The sequence below is a fragment of the Calothrix sp. CCY 0018 genome (assembly GCF_963920925.1).
In the GTDB taxonomy this organism is placed as follows: Bacteria; Cyanobacteriota; Cyanobacteriia; order Cyanobacteriales; family Nostocaceae; genus Rivularia.
This window is the reverse complement of the sequence record NZ_CAWUDI010000010.1, coordinates 67,264-88,334: the sequence shown is the minus strand read 5'-3', so window position 1 is coordinate 88,334 and position 21,071 is coordinate 67,264. Positions and strand designations below refer to the sequence as shown.

The window sequence follows — 21,071 nt, the reverse complement described above, 5'->3', positions numbered from 1 at the left end:
AAGAGAAGATCGAGCAAACGCCCCCGAATTCTCTCATCCAATAAACACAAAGCAAACCTCCTACATATCCGCTTTAGGATTAGATGTAGGTCAAAAACGAATTGGCATAGCAGGGTGCGATCGCACTGGTTTAATTGCTTCTGGAATTACCACGTTACATCGCACATCTTTTGACCGAGATGTCAAGCTGTTAGAGCAAATAATTCAAGAAAGAAACGTAGAAATTTTGGTAGTTGGGCTACCATATTCTATGGACGGTTCGTTAGGGTTTCAAGCGCGTCACGTGCAGAAATTTACCAAAAGAATCATAGCAATATTAAAATTACCTGTAGAATACGTAGATGAGCGTTTGAGTTCGTATCAAGCAGAACAGTTGATTATTGCCGAAAAACGTTCTCCCTCCCGTAACAAAGGATTAATTGATCGAAAAGCAGCAGCACTAATTTTGCAACAATGGCTGGATACTAGACGACAAAAAAAAGTATCGGACTAAAAAAACGCTTAATTTTAAAAGCTTTTGACATGATATTCTGAATATTGCAAGAGTCAGCATTAATAATCGTCAGTATTTTATAGTGAAGAACTTTTTGCGCTCGCGATAGAGAAATCTATTTTCAAGCTGGTATTAATATTTGTTCATTTTACTCGGCTATGTATCCATCTCAATTCCCAGAAGAAAACGACCGTTCCAATCAAAATTCCATCACCTTGACTGATGAAAATGGAAGGTCACTTGAATGTTATGTCGAGCATTCGCTTGAAGTAGATGAGCAAGAGTACTTTTTATTGCTTCCTGTTGACTCACCTGTAGAAATTTTCGCTTGGCAAACCGACGGTGACGGAGAAGAAGCCGTTCTTGTCGAAGATGACGTGACAATAGAACAGATTTTTAGTACTGCTCAAGCTGTTTTATCCGAGCAAAATTTAGTTTTAAAAAATACCGCTTATGCTTTAACAGCTGCCGGAGAATTGCCGACTATAGAAGAGTCAGACATTTTTACCTTAGAAATTGAAGACGAAGAGGCAGATTTAGAGCCGGAGCAACTACAGTTATTAGCAAGTTTTTATTGTGAAGAACAAGAATACGCAATTTACACGCCTTTAGATCCCTTGCTATTTTTTGCTCGTATCACTCCAGAAGGAAAACCCGAATTACTTTCACCCGAAGAGTTTCGTGAATTTCAGCCAATGTTAGAAGAACATCTTTTTAACGAAGTTGAATAGGAATTAATTCAATTTTTATTCCTAACTTAGCTGGATAAAATATTGCCAATAATAATGTAGAGACTTCGCAATGCGGAGTCTTTTTAATTTTCTCTTATTTTGTTGGGTTACGACACGAAAATATAAATCCGAGTCACAAATTGAAATTTTTTTCGTGTCTAACCCAATCTACAGTTAGTAGGTTGGGTTAGGCCCACGAAGAATAATGGTTTTCAGCGTAAAATTGATATTCGCCGTAACCCAACATCTTTTTTCTTAATATTATGAATCTGGCAAATGTTGGGTTACGACACGAAAATATAAATCCGAGTCACAGATTGAAGTTATTTTCGTATCTAACCCAACCTACAGTTTCTAATAATAAACCAATGATGAACAAAGCTTTGAGAAGCGCATGGCAAGAATTTCAGTACATGATTTCTCAAATAGTTAGTAGGTTGGGTTGGGCGCACGAAGAACAATGGTTTTCAACGAAAAGTTAATATTCGCCGTAACCCAACATCTTTTTTCTTAATATTGTGAATTCGGCAAATGTTGGGTTACGACACGATTAATATAAATTATCGTCCCAAATTGAAATTATCTTTCGTGTCTAACCCAACCTACAGTTTTGTGACTATTCCCAATGCCCAATGCCCTATTCCCAATTCTCGATCAAATATTCAGCAATTCGTTTTGCTGCACCAGGTTTACCCATGCGTCGTGCGCCGTTTTTGGCTATTGCGTGCAGTCTATCGGGATTGGCAAACAAAGTTTTAATTTCAGAAGCTACGTCGGCAGGTTGTTTGACTAATATCACCGAGCATCCTAAAAGACGGGTTTGGGCTTCGGCGAATGCTGGGGTAAATTGTGGTCCCTCTCCAGGGATGATGAATGCTGGTTTGCCCAAGCCTATAAATTGTTCGGTGGCTGTACCTGCCATCGCGATCGCAATATCTCCTAGATGCAAGCAGTCGTTGTAAGCATTTTGAGTCAAAATCATATATGCATTTTTATGCTTAAATGTCAATGGCTCATCGGGAATTTTTATGGGTGATTCTTCATTGGGTACAATATTCCAGCCTTGATTTTTGAGGGTTTTGGCTAAAATATCGCAGTCTAAACCGGGAGCAATTCCAGCTAAGAATACCAAATTGCCGGAAGTATGTCCGACGAAATCTTGTTGGCGGAACATTGCTATTAATCCAGAAACTGCTGCTGTAATTTTTTCCCAGTTAGCGTAAGCTTCTGGAGTGCGGGAACCGGGTAAAAGGGTAGCCGTTAAAGGACGCTCTAATTCTTGTTTTCGGGTATCGGTAGTATAAAATTGTTGTAAGGGAAAACTTGGATCTAAGCCATCCATCATTGGGTTGCCTAAATCAAAAGCGGGGATTTTCCACTGTTTTAATATTTCTGTGGTTAAAGAATCTCTCGGAAATACAGCTTTGCAGCGACTGCGACTCATCAACCATCTTTCCCAAGGTAGGTAATCCGAACCACTCCAGCCTTCCCAACCTTCGGCTGTGGTATTTCGTTTGAGCCATCCAGTTTCATCTCGCAGGTAGTATTCCGATTTAGCCGTACCAACAAAAGCATATTTAGAACCGCTCAACCAAGCGAACAATAACGGTACGATATCCCCTACAGCCAAAATTGTTGTGGAATAGCCAGATTTGTGTTGAGTTTTTACCCAGCGACGCACGGCTTTTAATTGATTGGTAGTTAGTTGCAGCAAACCGCCACGTACATCTCGTGCTAATTGCCGCCCGTCCATGTATATAAAACCACCACTTGGCATCGAACGTACCGAGCCAATTACAGGAATATTTAGCTTTTGATAAGCACGCCCTTCACCCACTAAAGGTAGAGCGAAGATTTGCTGTGCCGAGATTTGCTGTTGCAGTTCCCGTAAAATGCGAACTGCGATCGCGTCTTCCCCATGTCCGTTGCTAAGTACTAATAACCGTAAATTAGAAGTTATTGATGGTGTTTTTTTAGTCAAGGGAAGGGGTAATATTTCACTCATGAGAAACAAAAATTTTTGATTAGCTGTCTCAAAAGGTAAGAGGGGTATATGGGGTATATAAAGTTATCAAGAAACCGAAGAAATTAGAAGTTAGTATTATCCCCGTTGGCGAACCCGATAATCAAAACTCATTATCAAAATACACACTAACTTCAGTTCTTCAGGCTAAATATTATGCGATTTTCTTCTGCTGCAATTTTCACTTTAGCTGCGTTAGCGGCTAGCAACGTTGATAAGCAGGCAACTGCTGCAATCGATTTGACTCCTGTTGCCGACGAGCAAAAAGGCGAAAACGTTGTAATTCCGGTACTTGAGGACACTCCCGCACCAAAACAAGTTATTGCTCAACCGGAAACTTTAGCTGTTCCACAATTTTCATTCCTTAGCAGCGAACAGTTATCAGTTACCAATGAACAATTATCAGTTAACAATAATCGGGTAAAAGCTCAAAAGCAAGAAAATAAACAACAAGCACAACTAGTAATTAAAACTTCCCCCACTCCCCCCATCTCCCCGTCTCCCAATCCCCCCCTTCCTCCTTCGCAAATTCCAGTAGAAACCAAAAGTGATTTTGTAGTTCCTGCTACTAGCGTGCGGATAGTGGGAGTTACTCCGGAATTACAGGAAGTTATTAAGGGTGTAATCAAAACTCAACCGGGAGGGGAAACCAGTGAAACTCAGCTGAAACAAGATGTTGCGGCTATTTTGGAAACTGGTTTATTTGCTGGTGCTACTGTCAACAGTCGCAGTGACGAGCAAGGTTTGAGCGTGGTATATCAGGTACAACCCTTAGTTGTGCGATCGCTGCAACTGTCTAATGCGAAAGCGCTTTCTTATGAGGTTGCTCAAAAAGTATTTGCTACGCAAATTGGCAAGCCTATTAGCCCGGTGGCGATGAAAAAAGCGGTAGAAGATATTAATAAGTGGTATACCGAAAATAATTATCGTTTGGCACGGGTAACTTCAATTAAACCCAACCGTCAGGGGGTATTGGATGTAAGTGTCGCCGAAGGTTTGATCGAAAACGTTAAATTCCGCTTTATTAACGACGATAATAAGACGGTTGATAAAAAAGGAAAGCCAATAGCAGGGCGTACTCAAACTGAGTTTTTGGAAAAGCAGATCAAGCTCAAACCCGGTCAAATTTTCCAAGATAGCCGAGTTAGACAAGATATACAGCAGTTGTATGCTACTGGATTATTTGAAAGAGTAAATTTAGAACTTGAAGGCGATGCTAACAAGATTGATGTAGTTTACTACATTAAGGAGACTGGAGCGCGATCTGTAAATGTGGGTGGTAATTACAATGCCGATCAGGGAATCGTCGGTACTGTCAACTATAATGACCGAAATGTTGGTGGTGTCAACGAAAATTTAAACGTTAATTTGCAACTTTCTCGACGCGATCTAAATTTTGATACTAGATTTACCAGCCCTTATCGAGCCGAAAATCCCGATAACTTGGGCTACAGTATTAATGCTTTTCGCAAACGTCAACTTTCCAGTACTTTTGATAGCGATATCAAACTTGCAAACGGTGATAAAGTTCGGGAAGGAAAGTTTGGTGGTAGTGTAAGTCTTCAACGTCCAATTGACGGATGGAATACTAGTTTAGGATTTAACTACACCCGCGTTAGTATCACCGACAGCAAAGGAAAAGTGACTGCAAACGATGCTCTAAATAATCCTTTGACAAAAAGCGGTACGGGTATTGATGATTTAGCGACTGTATCTCTAAATGCTGTTAAAGATCGTCGCGATAATCCCCTTAACCCTACAAATGGTTCTGTTCTAAAGTTAAGTACGGAACAATCGCTTCCCTTCGGACAAGGGGAAATATCAATGAATCGTTTGAAGGCTGATTATACACAATTCGTACCAGTCGAGTTATTTCAATCTTCTAAAAGTCAAGTATTTGCTTTTAACGTTCAAGCAGGTACGGTAATCGGCGATTTACCTCCTTATGAAACTTTTGATTTAGGCGGTTCTAATTCGGTTCGCGGTTTTGGCGCTGGTGATGTTGGTAACGGTCGTTCTTACGTATTAGCTTCCGCAGAATATCGCTTTCCTATTCCGATTTTAGATTCGTTAGGAGGAGTGCTATTCGCTGACTTTGCTTCAGATTTGGGTTCCGGGGATACGGTAGTAGGAGATCCTGCTGGAGTGCGCGGTAAACCTGGTGAAGGATTCGGTTATGGTGCTGGAGTACGCTTGAATTCACCTTTAGGTTTAATTCGTGCCGACTACGGTATTAATAATCAAGGTGATACTAAAGTACATTTTGGTATTGGGCAGCGGTTTTAACAGTTATCAGTGATCAGTTAGCAGTTGTAGAGACGCGTTAGCGGAAGCGTGCCCGCTAGGGCATAATATCGCGTCTTATCAACCATTTTTATCAGACTAGGTATGGCTTTTAGTACGTTTTAAGGTACGCCGGTATATTAGCCTTGAAATTGATTTCTCTGCGAGAAAGCCGGAGGCTTACAAGGCGGGAAATCGGGCTTTCGGATCATGGTACAAAATATGAGGTCAATTAGACTTTATAACCTAAAAATGGTATAATATTGCTCTAAATTTGCTTTTTCTTAAATTATCAAATTAGGTAACATCTACTTAGATTTGCATATCAGCAATGAATCAAAAATTAGTTATAGTTAACTGGCGGCTGACTAAATATTTTTCTGATTTATAGAGTGTTTTCTACTACTCGCTATTTGTACTTGTCCCAAAATAAAATATAAAAGTTTAATATGCAATTTGAAAAAGCAATAAATTAGAATAAACCATATTTATGTAATCTGTAATACTATTTATCGGCTTTAGTTTTCAACTTATCTAAGTAATGAGCTATTCCTAGTCTAAAATTGGTAATTAGATTGCCCGTACCCAATTGTTAAATCCCAAAGTTAAATCACTATGCTAACTGGTAAAACCTTACAGGGTGGTAAATATACTATCAACCAGGAAATTGGAAGGGGTGGTTTTGGTATTACCTACAAAGCAACTCATCATTTCCTACATCAGGAAGTGGTGATTAAAACCCTTAACCATAAACTCCAAAAGCATCCGGATTTCGCTAAGTTTGAAAGTCAATTCCAGGATGAGGCTAGAAGACTAGCCAGTTGCGTTCATCCTAATATTGTGCGAGTCAGCGACTTCTTTGTCGAAGCTGATTTTCCTTATATGGTGATGGAATATATCCCTGGTGAAACCTTGGGTGAAGCATTTGTGATGCCGGGAATACCTTTGCCCGAAGATCGAGCAATTCATTATATTCGTCAAATTGGTGCGGCTTTAGGAGCGGTTCATCAAAAAGGTTTACTGCACCGGGATGTCAAGCCAGATAATATTATTCTCCGTCAAAACACCAACGAAGTAATTTTGATTGATTTTGGTATTGCACGGGAATTTAACACCGGGGTAAAACAAGCCCATACCGGAATGGTTTCTGAAGGGTATTCCCCAATGGAACAATACCTGACAAACGCCAAGCGATCGCCAGCTACTGATGTATACGGTTTGGCATCTACGCTGTACGCATTGTTAACGGGACAGGTTCCAATGCCGGTATTGTTACGCGATAAGGAAAAAATGCCTTCTCCTCGCGAATTACAGCCACATTTGAGCGCTGCGGTAAATCAAGCAGTAATGCGCGGTATGGCTGTAGAAGCACGTTTTCGTCCGCAGACAGTAGCGGAATGGTTGGATTCATTACCTGAAATCGGAAGAAGAACTGTAATTCAACCAGTAAATACGAGTGCAGTACCAACTATTGATTTATCTACCCAGGAATACGAACCACCTTTACCACCTCCTGCTGTAGCAGTAATAAATCCTGATGTACCATCTGCGCGAGTAAATCCAGAAAAAGCAACTACCCATCCACAAAAACCTTGGTTGAAGTGGTTTAAGAAGGTACCTTCACCTAGAGTTATGATTGGTACAGGTGTCGCAATTTTCGGCGTTACATTAGGTTTTGGGCTGACTAAAATTGCTTCTACTGCCGAAAGACAGCCAAAAGTAGCACCAGTGAATGAAGCTGCTGCCGAAATATTACCTAGTTTAGAATTACCTCCTTCCCCTTCATCTTCACCTTCTGCTTCACCTTCACCACAAGAAACACAAGAGGCGAAAGTTGAGAAAACCACCCCAAGCAGCCCAGCTACAAAGCCAAGAAGAATTAGAAAGAGAACTACTAGAACTAAAAGCGAATCAGCAGCAACTTATACCCCCAAACAACGCAGACGCAATAGCACTAATTCGAGTAGTAGTTCAACTAGTAAAAAATCTTCAACAAGAGAATACTCTTCACCTTCTAACCAGACTAATAAAAAATCAACTTCAAGTCAGTCAAATTCTAGCCAATCGACAAAACGCAACTCTGAGAAAAACAGCAATAGTTCTTCAGGAGCATCGCAAACACAACGTAGCACCACCACTCAACCTAAAACTTCAACTCCACCCAAAAAAGTAGTTCCTTCACCATCTTTAGTAGAAAGACTTAGAAAAGTCAGAGATTCTCGTAGTAATAGTTCATCTCCAAAGAATAGCGTTAAATTAAAACCCGTTAAAAAACCCAGTCAACCCGTAGTTGTACCAGTAAAACCAGCAACAAGTTCCAATGCTCCAGCAGTGGTAGTACCAACCAATCCGGAGTAGGGAGTCAAGACTTACGGAGCTATGACGAAAAGTATAATGTTTTAGATATTGAGATCCCCCCAACCCCCCGATAAATTGTGGGGCTTTAGGAATTACACTAAAATCTAAAATAGATGTTTATTCCAAAGTCCCTAAAGCTTTAGAAATAGCTAGCTTTTTTTCTATTTGCTCTATTGCAGCTTGCCAAACTTCGTACCCGTTTAAACTTAGGTGTAAGCCATCGGTAGTTAATTCTTGCCGTAAATCGCCTTTAAAATCAGTAAACCATTTATGAATGTTTACGTAATTAACTCCTTCTTCTTTCGCAATAATTGCCAATTGCCCGTTGAGATTGCGAATGTGGGTGTTAGGAATTTTTGGGCGACGAGTTGGTAATATTGACTGAATAATAATATGACTATTGGGATGAGTAATCTTTAAACTACGAACTATTCGACGATAATTGCTCAAAATTACTTGATCTGAAGTACCTTTTCTTAAGTCGTTGACTCCAGCCATGATATAAATTACTTCTGGCTTTGTAGAAGAGAATGCTGATAGTCTTGTAAGTATTCCAGTGGAAGTATCGCCTGAGATGCCTTGATTTAACCATAACTTTCCAGTATTGAGTCCATCAGTAGGAAACCATAAACTTAAGGAATCACCTAGCATAATACTCAAACGATTGTTTCCTTGCCCTTTAGTCATTGCTCTGGCTTCTAAGGCTAACAATCTTTTCCAGTCTTGATATGTTAACTTAGACTTTCTTCTAGTAATTAGCAGCGATTGCACCTTATCGTTAGCCAAGCGGGTATAAATATAACCTGCTTTTAGAGCAGCTAACCTTTCGTGATAAAGTTGGCTTCCAGAAATTAATCTTCTTTTTACAGGTTGAGGAGGGGGATTATAAGAAGATTCTGTTGGTGCTGAAAAGCTTTGAGATACAGAGTCTGATGCGGAAGCTGTATCTTCTAGTTTTGTTTGTTGCCAACCATCTTTCCGATTTAATAAAAGCTGATAATGTTCTGGCTTGAGTGCTGATAGCCGTGGTAAAGCCGATGTTGGTACCGTCAATCCGATTAACAAGCTTGCTGCCAGTAAATAAAATCTCATCTGATTTTTTCTTTCCTCCCTGCTTACTCAAATAACGGCCGTCTTCTTGCTGAATTGACGAAAAATAGTAGTGAAAGCTAATTTGTTCTATTTATCATTTTCAAATACATCTTATAGCGATGTAAAGCTACTTATATAGGTGTTAATTAAATTCTCTAAAAAGAATTTTCGGTATATTCGGAGACTTGATGAAGTTTTAATATTTGCAAGGCAATTTAATACAATCAACATAAAATTTGTAGAAGAAAACACAGAGCAGAAAAATATTTTACAACTGCGATCGCGACTGTATGTAAACAAGTTTTTGGTTCTGCTTCAATATATACTCCCATTCCGCTCTAAGATTACCGAAAAATTGTAGGTTGGGTTACTCGAAGAGATTGCTCCGCTTACACTCCGTTCAACCCAACCTACGTCATAGGAAATCGTAAAGCCGGGAAGGGAGTAGTCATGAAAAAGCCCAGTCATTGTAACTGCGAATCAATATTTATTTAATTTCACCATCGTCGAATCTATACTTACTTCCCATCAGATAATTTTGATTAATTTCAAACGACATCCAGTTACGTTGTAAAGTTTCGGCTACGAATCCTGTTGTATTAGAACCTGCAAAAGGATCTAACACTAGATCATTTTCATCTGTAAGAAATTTAATGAAGAACTCCGCGAAACCACGGGGAAAACGGGCCGGATGAGGTTTGATTCCTGCTTGTTTACAGCGTCGCATATAAGCGCTGTTTGATTCGGTGTTGGCAATTTCTAACAAGTTTGGTGGAATTGCCCCTTGATTATCTTTCTGAAATTTGTCAGAAATATCATGTCCGCTAGGACGTAATTTTGCTTTATAGCCTTTTTTAAGTAGTTTTTTCATACTTTGACTATAAGGTTTTAAAACTTTTCGATTATCAGCTTTGGGATGAGGAGTTTTCGATAACCACCAAACTGAGTTAACCGAATCCTTAACTCGTATGCGTCTAATAGTTACCCATTCAGCAGGAGTGGGTAATCTAGAAGGATTGTAATGATAAAATTCTTGAGCAAGGTAAAAGCCGACTTCTTTGCACAGTTTGACTAAAAGCTCATATTGGTAAATACTGCGAATCGGATTACCTGGGAGATAAGCGCCACCTAAATCTAATACAAAAGAGCCATTTTCTGTAAGGACTCTTTTAAATTCATAGGCAAAAGGTAGAAACCATTCTATATATTTATCCTCGCTTTCGTTGCCGTATTCTTTTTTGCGAGTTAGCGCAAATGGTGGGGAAGTAATTATTAAATTTATGCTGCTTTCTGGGATGGTTTTGAGTAATTCTAAGCTGTCTCCTAAGTAGGCTGCGCCGTAATTTGTGGAGTAGTAGGGGGGGAGGTTGATTAAATTTTGGGGATTGTCTTTCAAGTACCTGGCGAATAGAATTCGCGGCTACACAAGCAAAACCCGCTTACGCGGGTTATAGATTAAAAGTTTATCAGTTCATCGTCAAAGCCCGAATTTCACTTTTTAGCTAAGTAACAGGTGGACGGCGAATTCTTGTCTGTATTTCATCTGCAACAACTAAACAACCTTGAAGAGTTTCTAATGATTGCTCAGACAGAACACGAGACAAAATTACTGACACTGCTTGACGGCTACGATTACGAGAACGTATAAGCAATATACCTGGATGAGTCCCCGGTGCAAAACGGCGAACATCTGAAAAGTCTAAATCAAGAGTAATAAAAAATCGTTCTTCAATACATACTTGCTGCCAAACAATCTCATCGTTTGCACCAGATAATCCTTCGTCAGTTACTCTATCAGCTTCGTAACCATATTGCTGCAATAACTCAACGTGGCTTTGTGCCATATTTTCGTCAAGTTTTACTAAGATTTCGTTGATCGCAGCGGTAATAATTCTTCTTCTCTAGTTAATTGTGCAGCATAGGCAATAGCAGCCCTAATACCTGGCAAAGTTAATGGTGGATACTCTTTAATAATCTCCTCAAAAGTCATTCCTTCAGCAAAATTATCAAGGATAACCGATATCATAATTCGCGTACCTTTTATACAAGGTTTGCCATGACATACTTTAGGATTAATACTTATATGTTCTTGCCAATTTTGCATAGTTTTAATTATTGGTTATAAGATACTCATGATGTTAACTTCTCATAACTATCAAGTTTCAATCCCATCACCGGGGTTGATAAATAAGAAACTTGAGCAAGCCATTATAGCCAGTATACTTACAAAAACTTGTTTCAATCCCGTTGCCGGGATTCATAAATAAGAAACAATTCATCAAATTCCACAATTTCTACTTTCGTTGCCGGAATTCATAAATAAAAAACTCCACCATCTGAACTAAAAACTCTAGGTTTAGAAGCCGTTCTGCGGAAAAATAGGTAAGGTAAACAGTCACAGTTATTATGTACAGAGAATAATATGGCTGAGACAATAATTGAGCGATTTTTTACTATACTTTCTTCTCAAGGTATTGATGCTGCACTTGATTTAGTTACCACAGATACGGTGTTTGAAGCGCAAGGTCCTTCATCTGTTCCTATTTATGGATGTTATAAAGGACATCAAGGAGTTCGTCAGTTTATCAGTATTCTGCAAGATGAGTTTGATACGGAGAAATTTGAAATCCGTAAATCAATTGAAAACTCAGAAATTGCATTTGCGTTTGGTTATATGCAACACCGAGTTATCAAAACAGACCGAGTGTTTTATTCCGAATTTGCTCTTTATTGTCAAATCCGAGACAATCGAATTTCTGTTTACAAAATGTTTGAGGACACCGCAGCGTTATTTACTGCTTATACCAATATGGAAAATTAGTTTGTATTTTTAGGTTGGGTTCGCGGCGCACGAAAAGATATGGTTTTTTACGAACAATTAAAGCGCAGTAATCCAACATTGCATCATCCCTATTTTATTTATCTAGATTCTAGAAAACCGCCAGATTAGTTTGCTCGCAATCCTGATGTTGGGTTACGACACGATTTTATAGATTATCGTCACAACCGAAATTTGATAAACGTGTCTAACCCAACCTACCTTCTTTCATTATTTAGTCCGCGAAGGCGGACTTTGCCTGTGTAGCCGTGAATTCCATTCGCCAGATTTCTTAAATATTAATCCCCAACCCTACATACAAAAAATCCCCCACCTTTCGATGAGGGATTTTTTGTTTTTAACAAGTTACTTACTGCGTTAAAGGTTAGCCGCCTACCCTACTCGCCGTTGAGGCTATCAGGAACGCGCCATATGTCAGAATGTAACCCACGGTAAAGTGAGCTAAACCAATCAAACGACCTTGAACGATGGACATTGCAACGGGCTTGTCTTTCCAACGAACTAGGTTCGCTAGAGGTGTGCGCTCGTGTGCCCAAACAAGAGTTTCAATCAATTCTTGCCAGTAACCCCTCCAAGAGATCAGGAACATGAAGCCGGTTGCCCAAACAAGGTGTCCGAATAAGAACATCCAAGCCCAGACGGACAGGTTATTCATACCGTAAGGGTTGTAACCGTTAATCAGCGATGCTGAATAATTCCACAGGTAATCTCGGAACCAACCCATTAGATAGGTTGATGATTCGTTAAACTGTGCTACGTTTCCTTGCCATATACCCAGATGCTTCCAGTGCCAGTAGAACGTTACCCACCCTACCGTGTTTAACGACCAGAATAATGCTAGGTAGAAGGAGTCCCAACCGGAGATATCACAAGTACCGCCACGTCCGGGACCGTCGCAAGGGAATGCATAACCAAAGTCTTTTTTGTCGGGCATCAATTTGGAACCACGAGCATCCAAAGCACCTTTAACCAAGATTAATACGGTGGTGTGGATTGCCAACGCGAAGGCGTGGTGTACCAAGAAGTCCCCAGGACCAATGGTTAAGAATAGAGAATTTGTGGTGCTGTTGATGGCATCTACCCAACCAGGCAACCAAGCAGCACCTGCTGTGGATGCAATACTGTCTGAGTTGGATAGCAATGTATCCATGCCGTACAAGACTTTACCGTGAGAAGCTTGAATGAATTGAGCAAATACTGGCTCAATCAAAATCTGCTTTTCAGGTGTGCCGAATGCAACAACTACGTCGTTATGTACGTATAGGCTCAAGGTGTGGAAGCCTAAGAAAAGGGATACCCAGCTTAAGTGCGAGATAATCGCTTCTTTATGCTTCAATACACGGTCTAGTACGTTGCCTCTGTTTTGTTCGGGGTCGTAGTCGCGTACCCAGAATATAGCCGCGTGGGCAAAGGCACCAGTCATCAAGAATACTGCAATATACTGGTGGTGAGTGTACAGCGCTGCCTGTGTTGTGTAATCCCTGGCAATAAATGCATAGGGTGGCATTGCGTACATATGCTGCGCTACCAAGGAAGTAATTGTTCCTAATGCTGCCAAAGCTAATGACAACTGGAAGTGCAGAGAGTTGTTGATGGTGTCGTACAACCCTTGGTGCGGTAAGTTAAATTGTCCTTCAGTTTTGGTGCCAAAGAAGTTCTTGGCGTTGAGCATTTCTTTGATGCTGTGACCAATTCCGAAGTTTGTCCGGTACATATGACCGGCAATTATAAAGATTACCGCGATCGCCAAGTGGTGATGAGCCATATCGGTCAACCACAGCGATTCAGTTTGGGGATGGAATCCACCAAGGAAGGTAAGAATTGCTGTACCAGAACCTTGTGATGTACCAAATAGATGAGAAGCAGTATCGGGATCTGCCGCATAAGCTCCCCAATTTCCGGTGAAGAAGGGTTGCAAACCTGCTGGGTGCGGTAAGGTGCTGAGGAAGTTATCCCAACCTACGTGTTGTCCGCGAGATTCGGGGATTGCCACGTGTACCAAGTGACCAGTCCAAGCCAAAGAGCTTACACCGAACAAACCAGCTAAGTGATGGTTTAAACGGGGTTCAGCACTCTTGAACCAAGAAAGACTGGGGCGGAACTTGGGTTGTAAATGCAACCAACCAGCAAACAAGAACAAACCTGCTAACAATAGGAGCAACAACGCACCAGAATAAAGGTCGTTGTTTGTCCGCATTCCAATGGTGTACCACCAGTGGTAGACACCAGAGTAAGCAATGTTAACCGGATAATCTACGCCACCTTGAGTAAATGCGTCGATCGCTGGTTTACCAAAGTGGGGATCCCAAATAGCATGGGCGATTGGACTGATATGAAGGGGATCTTTAATCCACTGTTCAAAGTTACCTTGCCAAGCGACGTGGAAATTTAGGCTGGATGCCCATAAGAAAATGATTGCCAAGTGACCGAAATGAGTAGCGAAAATCTTTTGGTAAAGATTCTCTTCGGTCATCCCATCGTGGCTTTCAAAATCATTACCCATCGCGATCGCATACCAAATCCGACGTGTAGTCGGATCTTGTGCGAGATCCTGGCTAAATTTTGGAAATTTTGTTGCCATAGGTTTTATAAATCCTCTGACATGAGAGCCATTTAATAATTTGAGAGTTGTTAGTTGTTAGTTGTTAGTCGATAGTTGTTGGTTGATAGTTGTTCTTGGTTGTTAGCTGGAACGTTGCTCTACTAACTCTTAACCACTAACTACTAACTACTAACCACTAACTACTAACCACTAACTACTAACTTTTTGACTGCTAGCCTAATGAAAGAATTCTGGCATGGAAGAATGCCCAAGTGGTAACGATACCACCTAATAAGTAGTGAGCTACTCCTACAGCACGACCTTGAATAATACTCAAAGCGCGAGGCTGTATTGCTGGTGCTACTCTCAATTTGTTGTGCGCCCAAACAATCGACTCAATCAATTCTTGCCAGTAGCCTCTGCCGCTGAACAGGAACATTAAGCTGAATGCCCATACAAAGTGACCGCCTAAGAAAAGCAAACCGTAAGCGGAAAGCGCACTTCCGTAAGAGTTGATTACCTGTGAAGCTTGCGCCCACAAGAAGTCACGCAACCAACCGTTGATGGTAATAGCACTCTGAGCAAAGTTACCACCAGTCAGGTGCGATACGTTTCCTGATGCATCTACGGCTCCCCAAACATCTGACTGCATCTTCCAACTAAAGTGGAAAATTACAATCGATATACAGTTGTACATCCAGAATAATCCTAGGAATACGTGATCCCAACCGGATACCTGACAAGTACCACCACGTCCGGGTCCGTCGCAAGGGAAGCGGAAGCCTAAGTTCGCTTTATCTGGAATTAAGCGAGAACTGCGAGCAAACAGTACGCCTTTCAACAGAATCAAGACGGTTACGTGAATTGTAAAGGCGTGGATGTGGTGAATCAAAAAGTCGGCTGTACCCAAAGCTATGGGCATCATCGCGATTTTTCCGCCTACAGCCAAAATACCGCCACCGAAAGCATAGCTAACGGGTTCTAATGCATTAGGTGCAGTTCCGCCAGGTGCTACGGTGTGTAGATTTTGTACCCACTGAGCAAACACTGGCTGCAATTGAATCGCCGTATCCGAGAACATATCTTGGGGACGACCTAAAGCACGCATGGTGTCGTTGTGAATGTAAAGTCCAAAGCTGTGGAAGCCGAGGAATATACATACCCAGTTCAAGTGGGAGATAATCGCGTCTCTGTGGCGAAGTACCCGATCCACAATATTATCTTGGTTTACTACAGGGTCGTAGTCACGCACCATGAAAATGGCAGCGTGAGCCGCCGCACCGACGATAATGAAAGCGCCAATCCACATATGGTGAGTGAAGATACACAACTGAGTTGCATAGTCAGTTGCCAAATATGGATAAGGAGGCATCGCGTACATATGGTGCGCCACAATGATAGTCAATGAACCCAGCGCTGCTAGGTTTACTGCCAACTGAGCGTGCCATGATGTGGTCAAGTTTTCATAAATACCCTTGTGACCTGCGCCGGTGAAGGGTCCCTTATGATTTTCCAAAATGGTCTTAATGCTATGACCGATACCCCAATTGGTACGGTACATATGACCGGCAACGATGAACACTACCGCGATCGCCAAGTGGTGATGGGCAATGTCGGTCATCCACAAACCGCCAGTTACTGGGTTTAAACCGCCTTTGAAGGTCAAAATATCTGCATATTGACCCCAGTTCAAGGTGAAGAAAGGTGCTAATCCGCTGGCGAAGCCGGGATAAAGCTCTGTCAACAGGTCTTTGTTCAAGATGAACTCGTGAGGCAGTGGCACATCTTTGAGGGGAACTCCCGCATCCAACAACTTATTAGTTGGGTTAGATACGTGAATTAAGTGCCCAGCCCAGCCCAAGGAACCACAACCCAACAACACTGATAAGTGGTGGTTGAGCATCGACTCCACATTTTGGAACCATTCCAACTTGGGAGCGCGTTTGTGATAGTGGAACCAACCGGCAAATAGCATCAAACCTGCCATTACCAAGCCGCCGATGGCGGTGCAATATAGCTGGAATGAGTTGGTGATACCCCAACCGCGCCATACCTGGAATAGACCGGAGGTGATTTGAATTCCGTGGAATCCGCCACCTACATCTCCATTTAAGATTTGTTGGCCAACAATAGGCCAAACAACTTGAGCGCTTGGCTTAATATTTAACGGGTCCATTAACCAAGCTTCGTAGTTGGAGAATCGAGCGCCGTGGAATATCATCCCGCTCAGCCAGATAAATACTACGGCCAAATGACCGAAGTGGGCTGCGAATACCTTGCGGGATACGTCTTCTAAATCGCTTGTATGAGAATCAAAATCATGGGCGAGTGCGTGCAGGTTCCAAATCCAGGTGGTGGTTTTTGGACCTTTAGCAAGGGTTCTGTCGAAGTGACCGGGTTTACCCCATCGTTCAAACGAGGTTGGGGTCGGATCTTTATCAACGATGATTCTTGCTTTCTTTTCCTCTCGCTCCGGAGGACTTATTGTCATTCGACCTCCTCTCTAAAAAAAGGACTGAGGATTTGCTGCTAGTTGTCTTTACGCCGGAATGGCACGTCATAATAAAATGCGTTTCCACTCATATGCTTTTTTTTCGCTCGCAAAGACTCTATGCGTTTATTGCTTTCTGGTTTGAATTATAAAGTCATCTAACCCACATTGTGAGCGTTAAATTAACAATAATTAAAACTTCGATAATTTTGGTCTTTTCAGCCTTTCATCTTTTATACGTTGGTCAAAAAGTCAATAGTTTAAATATTTCGTTACAAACAGCAACATTTCGTATAATTAACGTTCGTATATAGCATACAACTCAATAGATGTGAAGAAGGCATATTATTGTTTTATCTTATAGTTGCGATATCTGAAGCTACCATTTCGCATCAGGTTGACACATAGGATGAATCAGATTCATATGTAAAAATAAATGCTTTTGAGAACTATATAGATACCAGTAAAATTATCTATGTAAAATATTGTAAACATCTGTTTTGCGTTACAGATTATATGAATTGTGTTGTTTTTTTTATAGATAAACAGCAAATTTGTTTTGTCGTCAATCAGTTTAACAAGCTACGAAAATAACTAATTATTTTATTTTTGTTAGGAATGCTTTATGTACTATAGGTACTTGGATAAAGACTAGAAAATTATAGCTATACCGGGTAGGTAAATATGGATTCATGGTTGATAGAGGCTTTGACTAAGTTGAAAGCGAAAAGATATGCGCTGTTTAAGAATTTAATAATATGGCTGCTGGTATTGAGTTTGACTGCTTGCGGTGGTAAAGCGGTTAGTCAAGATGCATCGATTCAATTAGCTGAAAAACCAGTACAAGAAAAAAACGCTCAACTTTCCCGAAAAATCTCCGAAGTTGCTCCTCCCGAAGTTATTCAAGAATTGCGTCAAAGTATAGACATTTATCAACCGCAAGTAAAAATACTTAATCCTCAACCGGATGAAGTATTAGAATCAAATAAATTAAAAATTAGTTTACAAGTTAAAGACTTACCGATATTTAAAGATGCACGGTATGAATTAGGTTCGCATTTAGAAGTAATTTTAGATAATCAACCCCAATTAGAAATTTATGACTTAAATCAACCGTTGGAGCTATCAGATTTATCTCCAGGTACTCATACTTTACGTGTCTTTGCTTCTCGTGCTTGGCATGAAAGTTTTAAAAATGAAGGTGCTTACGCTCAAACCACATTTCACGTATTTACTAAGAGCGATGACAACAATCCAGATGAGAATCTGCCGATATTAACTTACAACAGCCCGGAAGGTAATTATCGTGCAGAGCCAATTTTACTTGATTTTTATTTAACCAACGCTCCCCTACATATTCTTGCTAAAGATAATCCCGATAACCCGATTGCAGATTGGCGAATTCGCTGCACGATTAATGGTGAAAGTTTTATTATTGATAGATGGGAATCTTTATATTTGAAAGGTTTTAACTCAGGACAAAATTGGGTAAAGTTAGAATTTATTGATAATCAAGGAAATCCAGTTAAAAACGTTTTTAACAGTACTGTTAAAGTTATTAATTACGAACCCAAGGGTAAAGACACTCTTGCGAAAATCGTTCGAGGAGAAATTACTGCGGAAGATTTACGAGGAATTGTAGACTCAAATTATGCAGTTGAAATTCCAACCGAAGTAGCTCCTGAAAACAAGGTAGAAGAAGCAGAAGGTGGATTTTTTGATAGATTCAAGCGCGGTGAAGAAGATAAAACACCTACTCCGCAACCCACCGTGGAAGCAACTCCAGAAGTAATTGAAATACCGGAAGCTGAAACTAAATTAGAAGAGACAATTCCCGAAGTAATCGAAACACCGGAAGCTGAAACTAAATTAGAAGAGACAATTCCCGAAGTAATTGAAATACCGGAAGCTGAAACTAAATTAGAAGAGACAATTCCCGAAGTAACACCAATTCCAATTGCACCTCAAGCAGAAGAATCTGAACCCGATGGATTTTTTAATCGATTCAAACGTGATGGAGAAGAAGATAAAACATCAATTCCGCAAGTAATCGAAACACCGCAACCGAAAACTGATTTAAAAGAAACAATTCCAGAAGTAATCGAAACACCGCAACCGGAAAGTACACCAAAAGCAGAATCTAAACCAGATGGATTTTTTAATCGATTTAAACGTGATGGAGAAGAAGATAAAACATCGATTCCACAACCCGAAACGAATGTAGAAACAATTCCAGAAAAAATTGAAACTCCGATACCCGAATCAAAAATTAATCACATAACTCCGAAAGTGGAACCCGAAATAGAAGTAACTCCGGAATTACCAACCACCACATTACCCGAAATTGTCGAACCCTTAGAAAACAAACTTCCAGTAAATCAACCGGAAGCTCAAATAGAAATAACTCCAGAAGCGAAGCCTACAACTAAAAGTTTAAAAGAATATTTCAATCTTCCTCAACGTACAATTCCCGTACCAACACCGGAATCTCCAGAAGTTGAAGTACCTCAAAATGTACCTGTAATCGAACAACCAAGTATTAATTGAAAAATAATTGTGTAGAGACGTAGCAGTGCAACGTCTCCGTAATTTTCATTCGTACCGAAAATTTAATGAAGGATTAAAACGGTGCGTTAGGCGCGTAACATGATTATTTGTCACAATCTTAATTAACCATCGCGCCGTAACACACCCTACAGGAAACAAATACCAATTCCCAATGCCCCATTCCCAAATGTCTCGTATTCGCGCACCGAAATTACCACAAAATTATCCTTGGTTAAATACCGATAAACCTTTTTCGTTAAAACAGCTTAGGGGAAGAATAGTAATTCTTGATTTTTGGACTTACTGCTGTATTAACTGTCTGCACGTTTTACCCGATTTGAAATATCTTGAACAAAAGTACAAAGATAGCGTTACCGTAATTGGAGTACATTCGGCTAAATTTGATCGCGAAAAAGAAACCGAAAATATTCGTCAAGCTATTTTACGTTATGACATTGAACACCCAGTTTTAGTTGATAGGGATTTCCGAGTTTGGCAAGAATATGCTGTAAAGGCTTACCCTACTTTTGCAGTAATCGATCCACAAGGTTATGTGGTAGCCTCGTTGACGGGTGAAGGTAAACGTGAAATTTTGGATGAGTTAATTGAAAAGTTAATTCAACAGCATCAAGAGAAAGGTACGATTGATTTCCAAGAATTTGATTTAATTTTAGAAAAACAGAAAACACCTTTAATTACACCTTTAGCTTTCCCCGGTAAAGTTTTAGCTACTGACTCAAAATTATTTATTACTGATTCGGGACATAATCGGATTGTTGTGAGTAATTTAGATGGGGAAGTTTTGCATTTAATTGGTAGCGGTATTGGTTTCAAAGATGGCTGTTTCGAGGAGGCTGAATTTTCGGCTCCTCAAGGAATGGCTTTTGATAAAGTAAATAACATTTTGTATGTAGCTGATACAGAAAATCATGCTATACGAAAAATTGATTTTAAAAGTCAAAAAGTTGAAACTATTGCCGGTATTAACGAAAATCTTAATTCTCCTTGGGATTTAGTCAAGTTAGGAAACAAGCTATTTATTGCAATGGCTGGTTGTCATCAAATTTGGGAATTAGATTTAGCAAGTAATTATGTAAAAGTTTGCGCTGGTAGAGGTGCGGAATCTTGCTTTGATGGCTCGCTTTTAGAATCTGCTTTTGCTCAACCTAGCGGTATTGCTACTAATGGCAGTGAATTATATATTGCCGATAGTGAAGTTAGTTCGATTCGCAGTATTGATTTAGAAAAACAATTAGTCAAAACAATTTGCGGTAGTGGCGATTTGAATGCTTTTGGTGATTTTGATGGGCAAGGATTTGATGTAAGATTGCAGCATTGTTTGGGAATAGAATATTTTGATGGTTTTTTATATATTGCCGATACATATAATCACAAAATTAAATTAGTAAATCCAGCTACGGGTGATTGCCAAACTTTCTCGGGAGAGCGTTTTTCTGAACCTTCAGGATTAAGTATTTTTGATGGTTATTTATATGTAGCCGATACGAATAATCATGCTGTTTGTAAAATTAATTTAGATACTTTAGCTGTAAAAACTATGGAATTTTCTGGTTTATGTTCCCTAGATGTTTGTCTTTTAGACTAGATAACCAAAAACTTCTGTTCTCTGTTACCAGTTTCCTAAATAAGCTTCTTAACCCTAACTAAGCTT

The 21,071-nt window shown here is 40.2% G+C and carries 15 protein-coding genes; 8 read left to right on the top strand and 7 right to left on the bottom strand.

Going from position 1 to position 21,071, the window contains the following annotated elements; translation table 11 throughout:
• The first annotated feature begins 40 nt into the window (after nucleotides 1–40).
• The 3 genes from ruvX (at nucleotide 41) to ACM03V_RS09700 (ending at nucleotide 1,706) form a co-directional block, all read left to right on the top strand.
• Nucleotides 41–493: a Holliday junction resolvase RuvX gene (gene ruvX, locus ACM03V_RS09710; protein ID WP_414620639.1), complete on the top strand. Its 453-nt coding sequence runs from the start codon at nucleotides 41–43 to the stop codon at nucleotides 491–493.
• Nucleotides 494–651: 158 nt separating this feature from the next.
• Nucleotides 652–1,224 carry a DUF3727 domain-containing protein gene (locus ACM03V_RS09705; RefSeq protein ID WP_414620561.1) on the top strand — a complete coding sequence of 191 codons (573 nt, stop codon included), beginning with the start codon at nucleotides 652–654 and terminating at the stop codon, nucleotides 1,222–1,224.
• A gap of 263 nt (nucleotides 1,225–1,487) precedes the next feature.
• Entirely contained in the window at nucleotides 1,488–1,706 is a 219-nt protein-coding gene (locus ACM03V_RS09700) for a hypothetical protein (protein ID WP_414620560.1), read from the top strand.
• Between the two features lie 155 nt (nucleotides 1,707–1,861).
• Here the strand turns inward: ACM03V_RS09700 and ACM03V_RS09695 are convergent, their stop codons facing one another.
• A complete protein-coding gene (locus ACM03V_RS09695; RefSeq protein ID WP_414620559.1) occupies nucleotides 1,862–3,229 on the bottom strand; it encodes a lipid-A-disaccharide synthase-related protein in 1,368 nt (455 codons plus the stop codon).
• Between the two features lie 174 nt (nucleotides 3,230–3,403).
• Between ACM03V_RS09695 and ACM03V_RS09690 the strand changes: the two genes are divergently transcribed.
• A complete protein-coding gene (locus ACM03V_RS09690; RefSeq protein WP_414620558.1) occupies nucleotides 3,404–5,533 on the top strand; it encodes a BamA/TamA family outer membrane protein in 2,130 nt (709 codons plus the stop codon).
• A gap of 612 nt (nucleotides 5,534–6,145) precedes the next feature.
• Nucleotides 6,146–7,888: a serine/threonine protein kinase gene (locus tag ACM03V_RS09685; RefSeq protein WP_414620557.1), complete on the top strand. Its 1,743-nt coding sequence runs from the start codon at nucleotides 6,146–6,148 to the stop codon at nucleotides 7,886–7,888.
• A 117-nt stretch (nucleotides 7,889–8,005) separates the two neighbouring features.
• Here ACM03V_RS09685 and ACM03V_RS09680 read toward each other — a convergent pair whose 3' ends face one another.
• The 4 genes from ACM03V_RS09680 to ACM03V_RS09665 form a co-directional block, all read right to left on the bottom strand.
• Entirely contained in the window at nucleotides 8,006–8,980 is a 975-nt protein-coding gene (locus ACM03V_RS09680; RefSeq protein ID WP_414620556.1) for an SGNH/GDSL hydrolase family protein, read from the bottom strand.
• A 487-nt stretch (nucleotides 8,981–9,467) separates the two neighbouring features.
• Nucleotides 9,468–10,376, bottom strand: coding sequence for a DNA-methyltransferase (locus ACM03V_RS09675; RefSeq protein ID WP_414620555.1), 909 nt, complete (start codon nucleotides 10,374–10,376; stop codon nucleotides 9,468–9,470).
• A 106-nt stretch (nucleotides 10,377–10,482) separates the two neighbouring features.
• Nucleotides 10,483–10,824, bottom strand: a complete 342-nt coding sequence (locus ACM03V_RS09670) for a DUF5615 family PIN-like protein (protein WP_414620554.1) — start codon at nucleotides 10,822–10,824, stop codon at nucleotides 10,483–10,485.
• 17 nt (nucleotides 10,825–10,841) lie between these two features.
• Nucleotides 10,842–11,084 (bottom strand): DUF433 domain-containing protein, encoded by a 243-nt coding sequence (locus ACM03V_RS09665; RefSeq protein ID WP_414620553.1) that lies wholly within the window; start codon nucleotides 11,082–11,084, stop codon nucleotides 10,842–10,844.
• 318 nt (nucleotides 11,085–11,402) lie between these two features.
• On the opposite strand from ACM03V_RS09665, the gene ACM03V_RS09660 reads away from it, so the two are divergent.
• Entirely contained in the window at nucleotides 11,403–11,801 is a 399-nt protein-coding gene (locus ACM03V_RS09660) for a nuclear transport factor 2 family protein (RefSeq protein ID WP_414620552.1), read from the top strand.
• A gap of 382 nt (nucleotides 11,802–12,183) precedes the next feature.
• Here ACM03V_RS09660 and psaB read toward each other — a convergent pair whose 3' ends face one another.
• Nucleotides 12,184–14,400, bottom strand: a complete 2,217-nt coding sequence (gene psaB, locus ACM03V_RS09655) for a photosystem I core protein PsaB (RefSeq protein WP_414620551.1) — start codon at nucleotides 14,398–14,400, stop codon at nucleotides 12,184–12,186.
• A 193-nt stretch (nucleotides 14,401–14,593) separates the two neighbouring features.
• A complete protein-coding gene (psaA, locus tag ACM03V_RS09650; RefSeq protein WP_414620550.1) occupies nucleotides 14,594–16,852 on the bottom strand; it encodes a photosystem I core protein PsaA in 2,259 nt (752 codons plus the stop codon).
• Nucleotides 16,853–17,536: 684 nt separating this feature from the next.
• On the opposite strand from psaA, the gene ACM03V_RS09645 reads away from it, so the two are divergent.
• The gene (locus tag ACM03V_RS09645) at nucleotides 17,537–19,399 is read left to right on the top strand and encodes a hypothetical protein (protein ID WP_414620549.1); all 1,863 of its coding nucleotides are present in this window, start codon (nucleotides 17,537–17,539) and stop codon (nucleotides 19,397–19,399) included.
• Between the two features lie 187 nt (nucleotides 19,400–19,586).
• A complete protein-coding gene (locus tag ACM03V_RS09640; RefSeq protein WP_414620548.1) occupies nucleotides 19,587–21,005 on the top strand; it encodes a thioredoxin-like domain-containing protein in 1,419 nt (472 codons plus the stop codon).
• Nucleotides 21,006–21,071 lie beyond the last annotated feature (66 nt).

Coding starts and splice junctions, on each gene's coding strand:
- ACM03V_RS09705 (WP_414620561.1), top strand. CDS start 652: ATGTATCCATCTCAATTCCCAGAAGAAAACGACCGTTCCAATCAAAAT.
- ACM03V_RS09700 (WP_414620560.1), top strand. CDS start 1,488: ATGAATCTGGCAAATGTTGGGTTACGACACGAAAATATAAATCCGAGT.
- ACM03V_RS09695 (WP_414620559.1), bottom strand. CDS start 3,229: ATGAGTGAAATATTACCCCTTCCCTTGACTAAAAAAACACCATCAATA.
- ACM03V_RS09690 (WP_414620558.1), top strand. CDS start 3,404: ATGCGATTTTCTTCTGCTGCAATTTTCACTTTAGCTGCGTTAGCGGCT.
- ACM03V_RS09685 (WP_414620557.1), top strand. CDS start 6,146: ATGCTAACTGGTAAAACCTTACAGGGTGGTAAATATACTATCAACCAG.
- ACM03V_RS09680 (WP_414620556.1), bottom strand. CDS start 8,980: ATGAGATTTTATTTACTGGCAGCAAGCTTGTTAATCGGATTGACGGTA.
- ACM03V_RS09670 (WP_414620554.1), bottom strand. CDS start 10,824: ATGGCACAAAGCCACGTTGAGTTATTGCAGCAATATGGTTACGAAGCT.
- ACM03V_RS09665 (WP_414620553.1), bottom strand. CDS start 11,084: ATGCAAAATTGGCAAGAACATATAAGTATTAATCCTAAAGTATGTCAT.
- ACM03V_RS09660 (WP_414620552.1), top strand. CDS start 11,403: ATGGCTGAGACAATAATTGAGCGATTTTTTACTATACTTTCTTCTCAA.
- psaB (WP_414620551.1), bottom strand. CDS start 14,400: ATGGCAACAAAATTTCCAAAATTTAGCCAGGATCTCGCACAAGATCCG.
- psaA (WP_414620550.1), bottom strand. CDS start 16,852: ATGACAATAAGTCCTCCGGAGCGAGAGGAAAAGAAAGCAAGAATCATC.
- ACM03V_RS09645 (WP_414620549.1), top strand. CDS start 17,537: ATGGATTCATGGTTGATAGAGGCTTTGACTAAGTTGAAAGCGAAAAGA.
- ACM03V_RS09640 (WP_414620548.1), top strand. CDS start 19,587: ATGTCTCGTATTCGCGCACCGAAATTACCACAAAATTATCCTTGGTTA.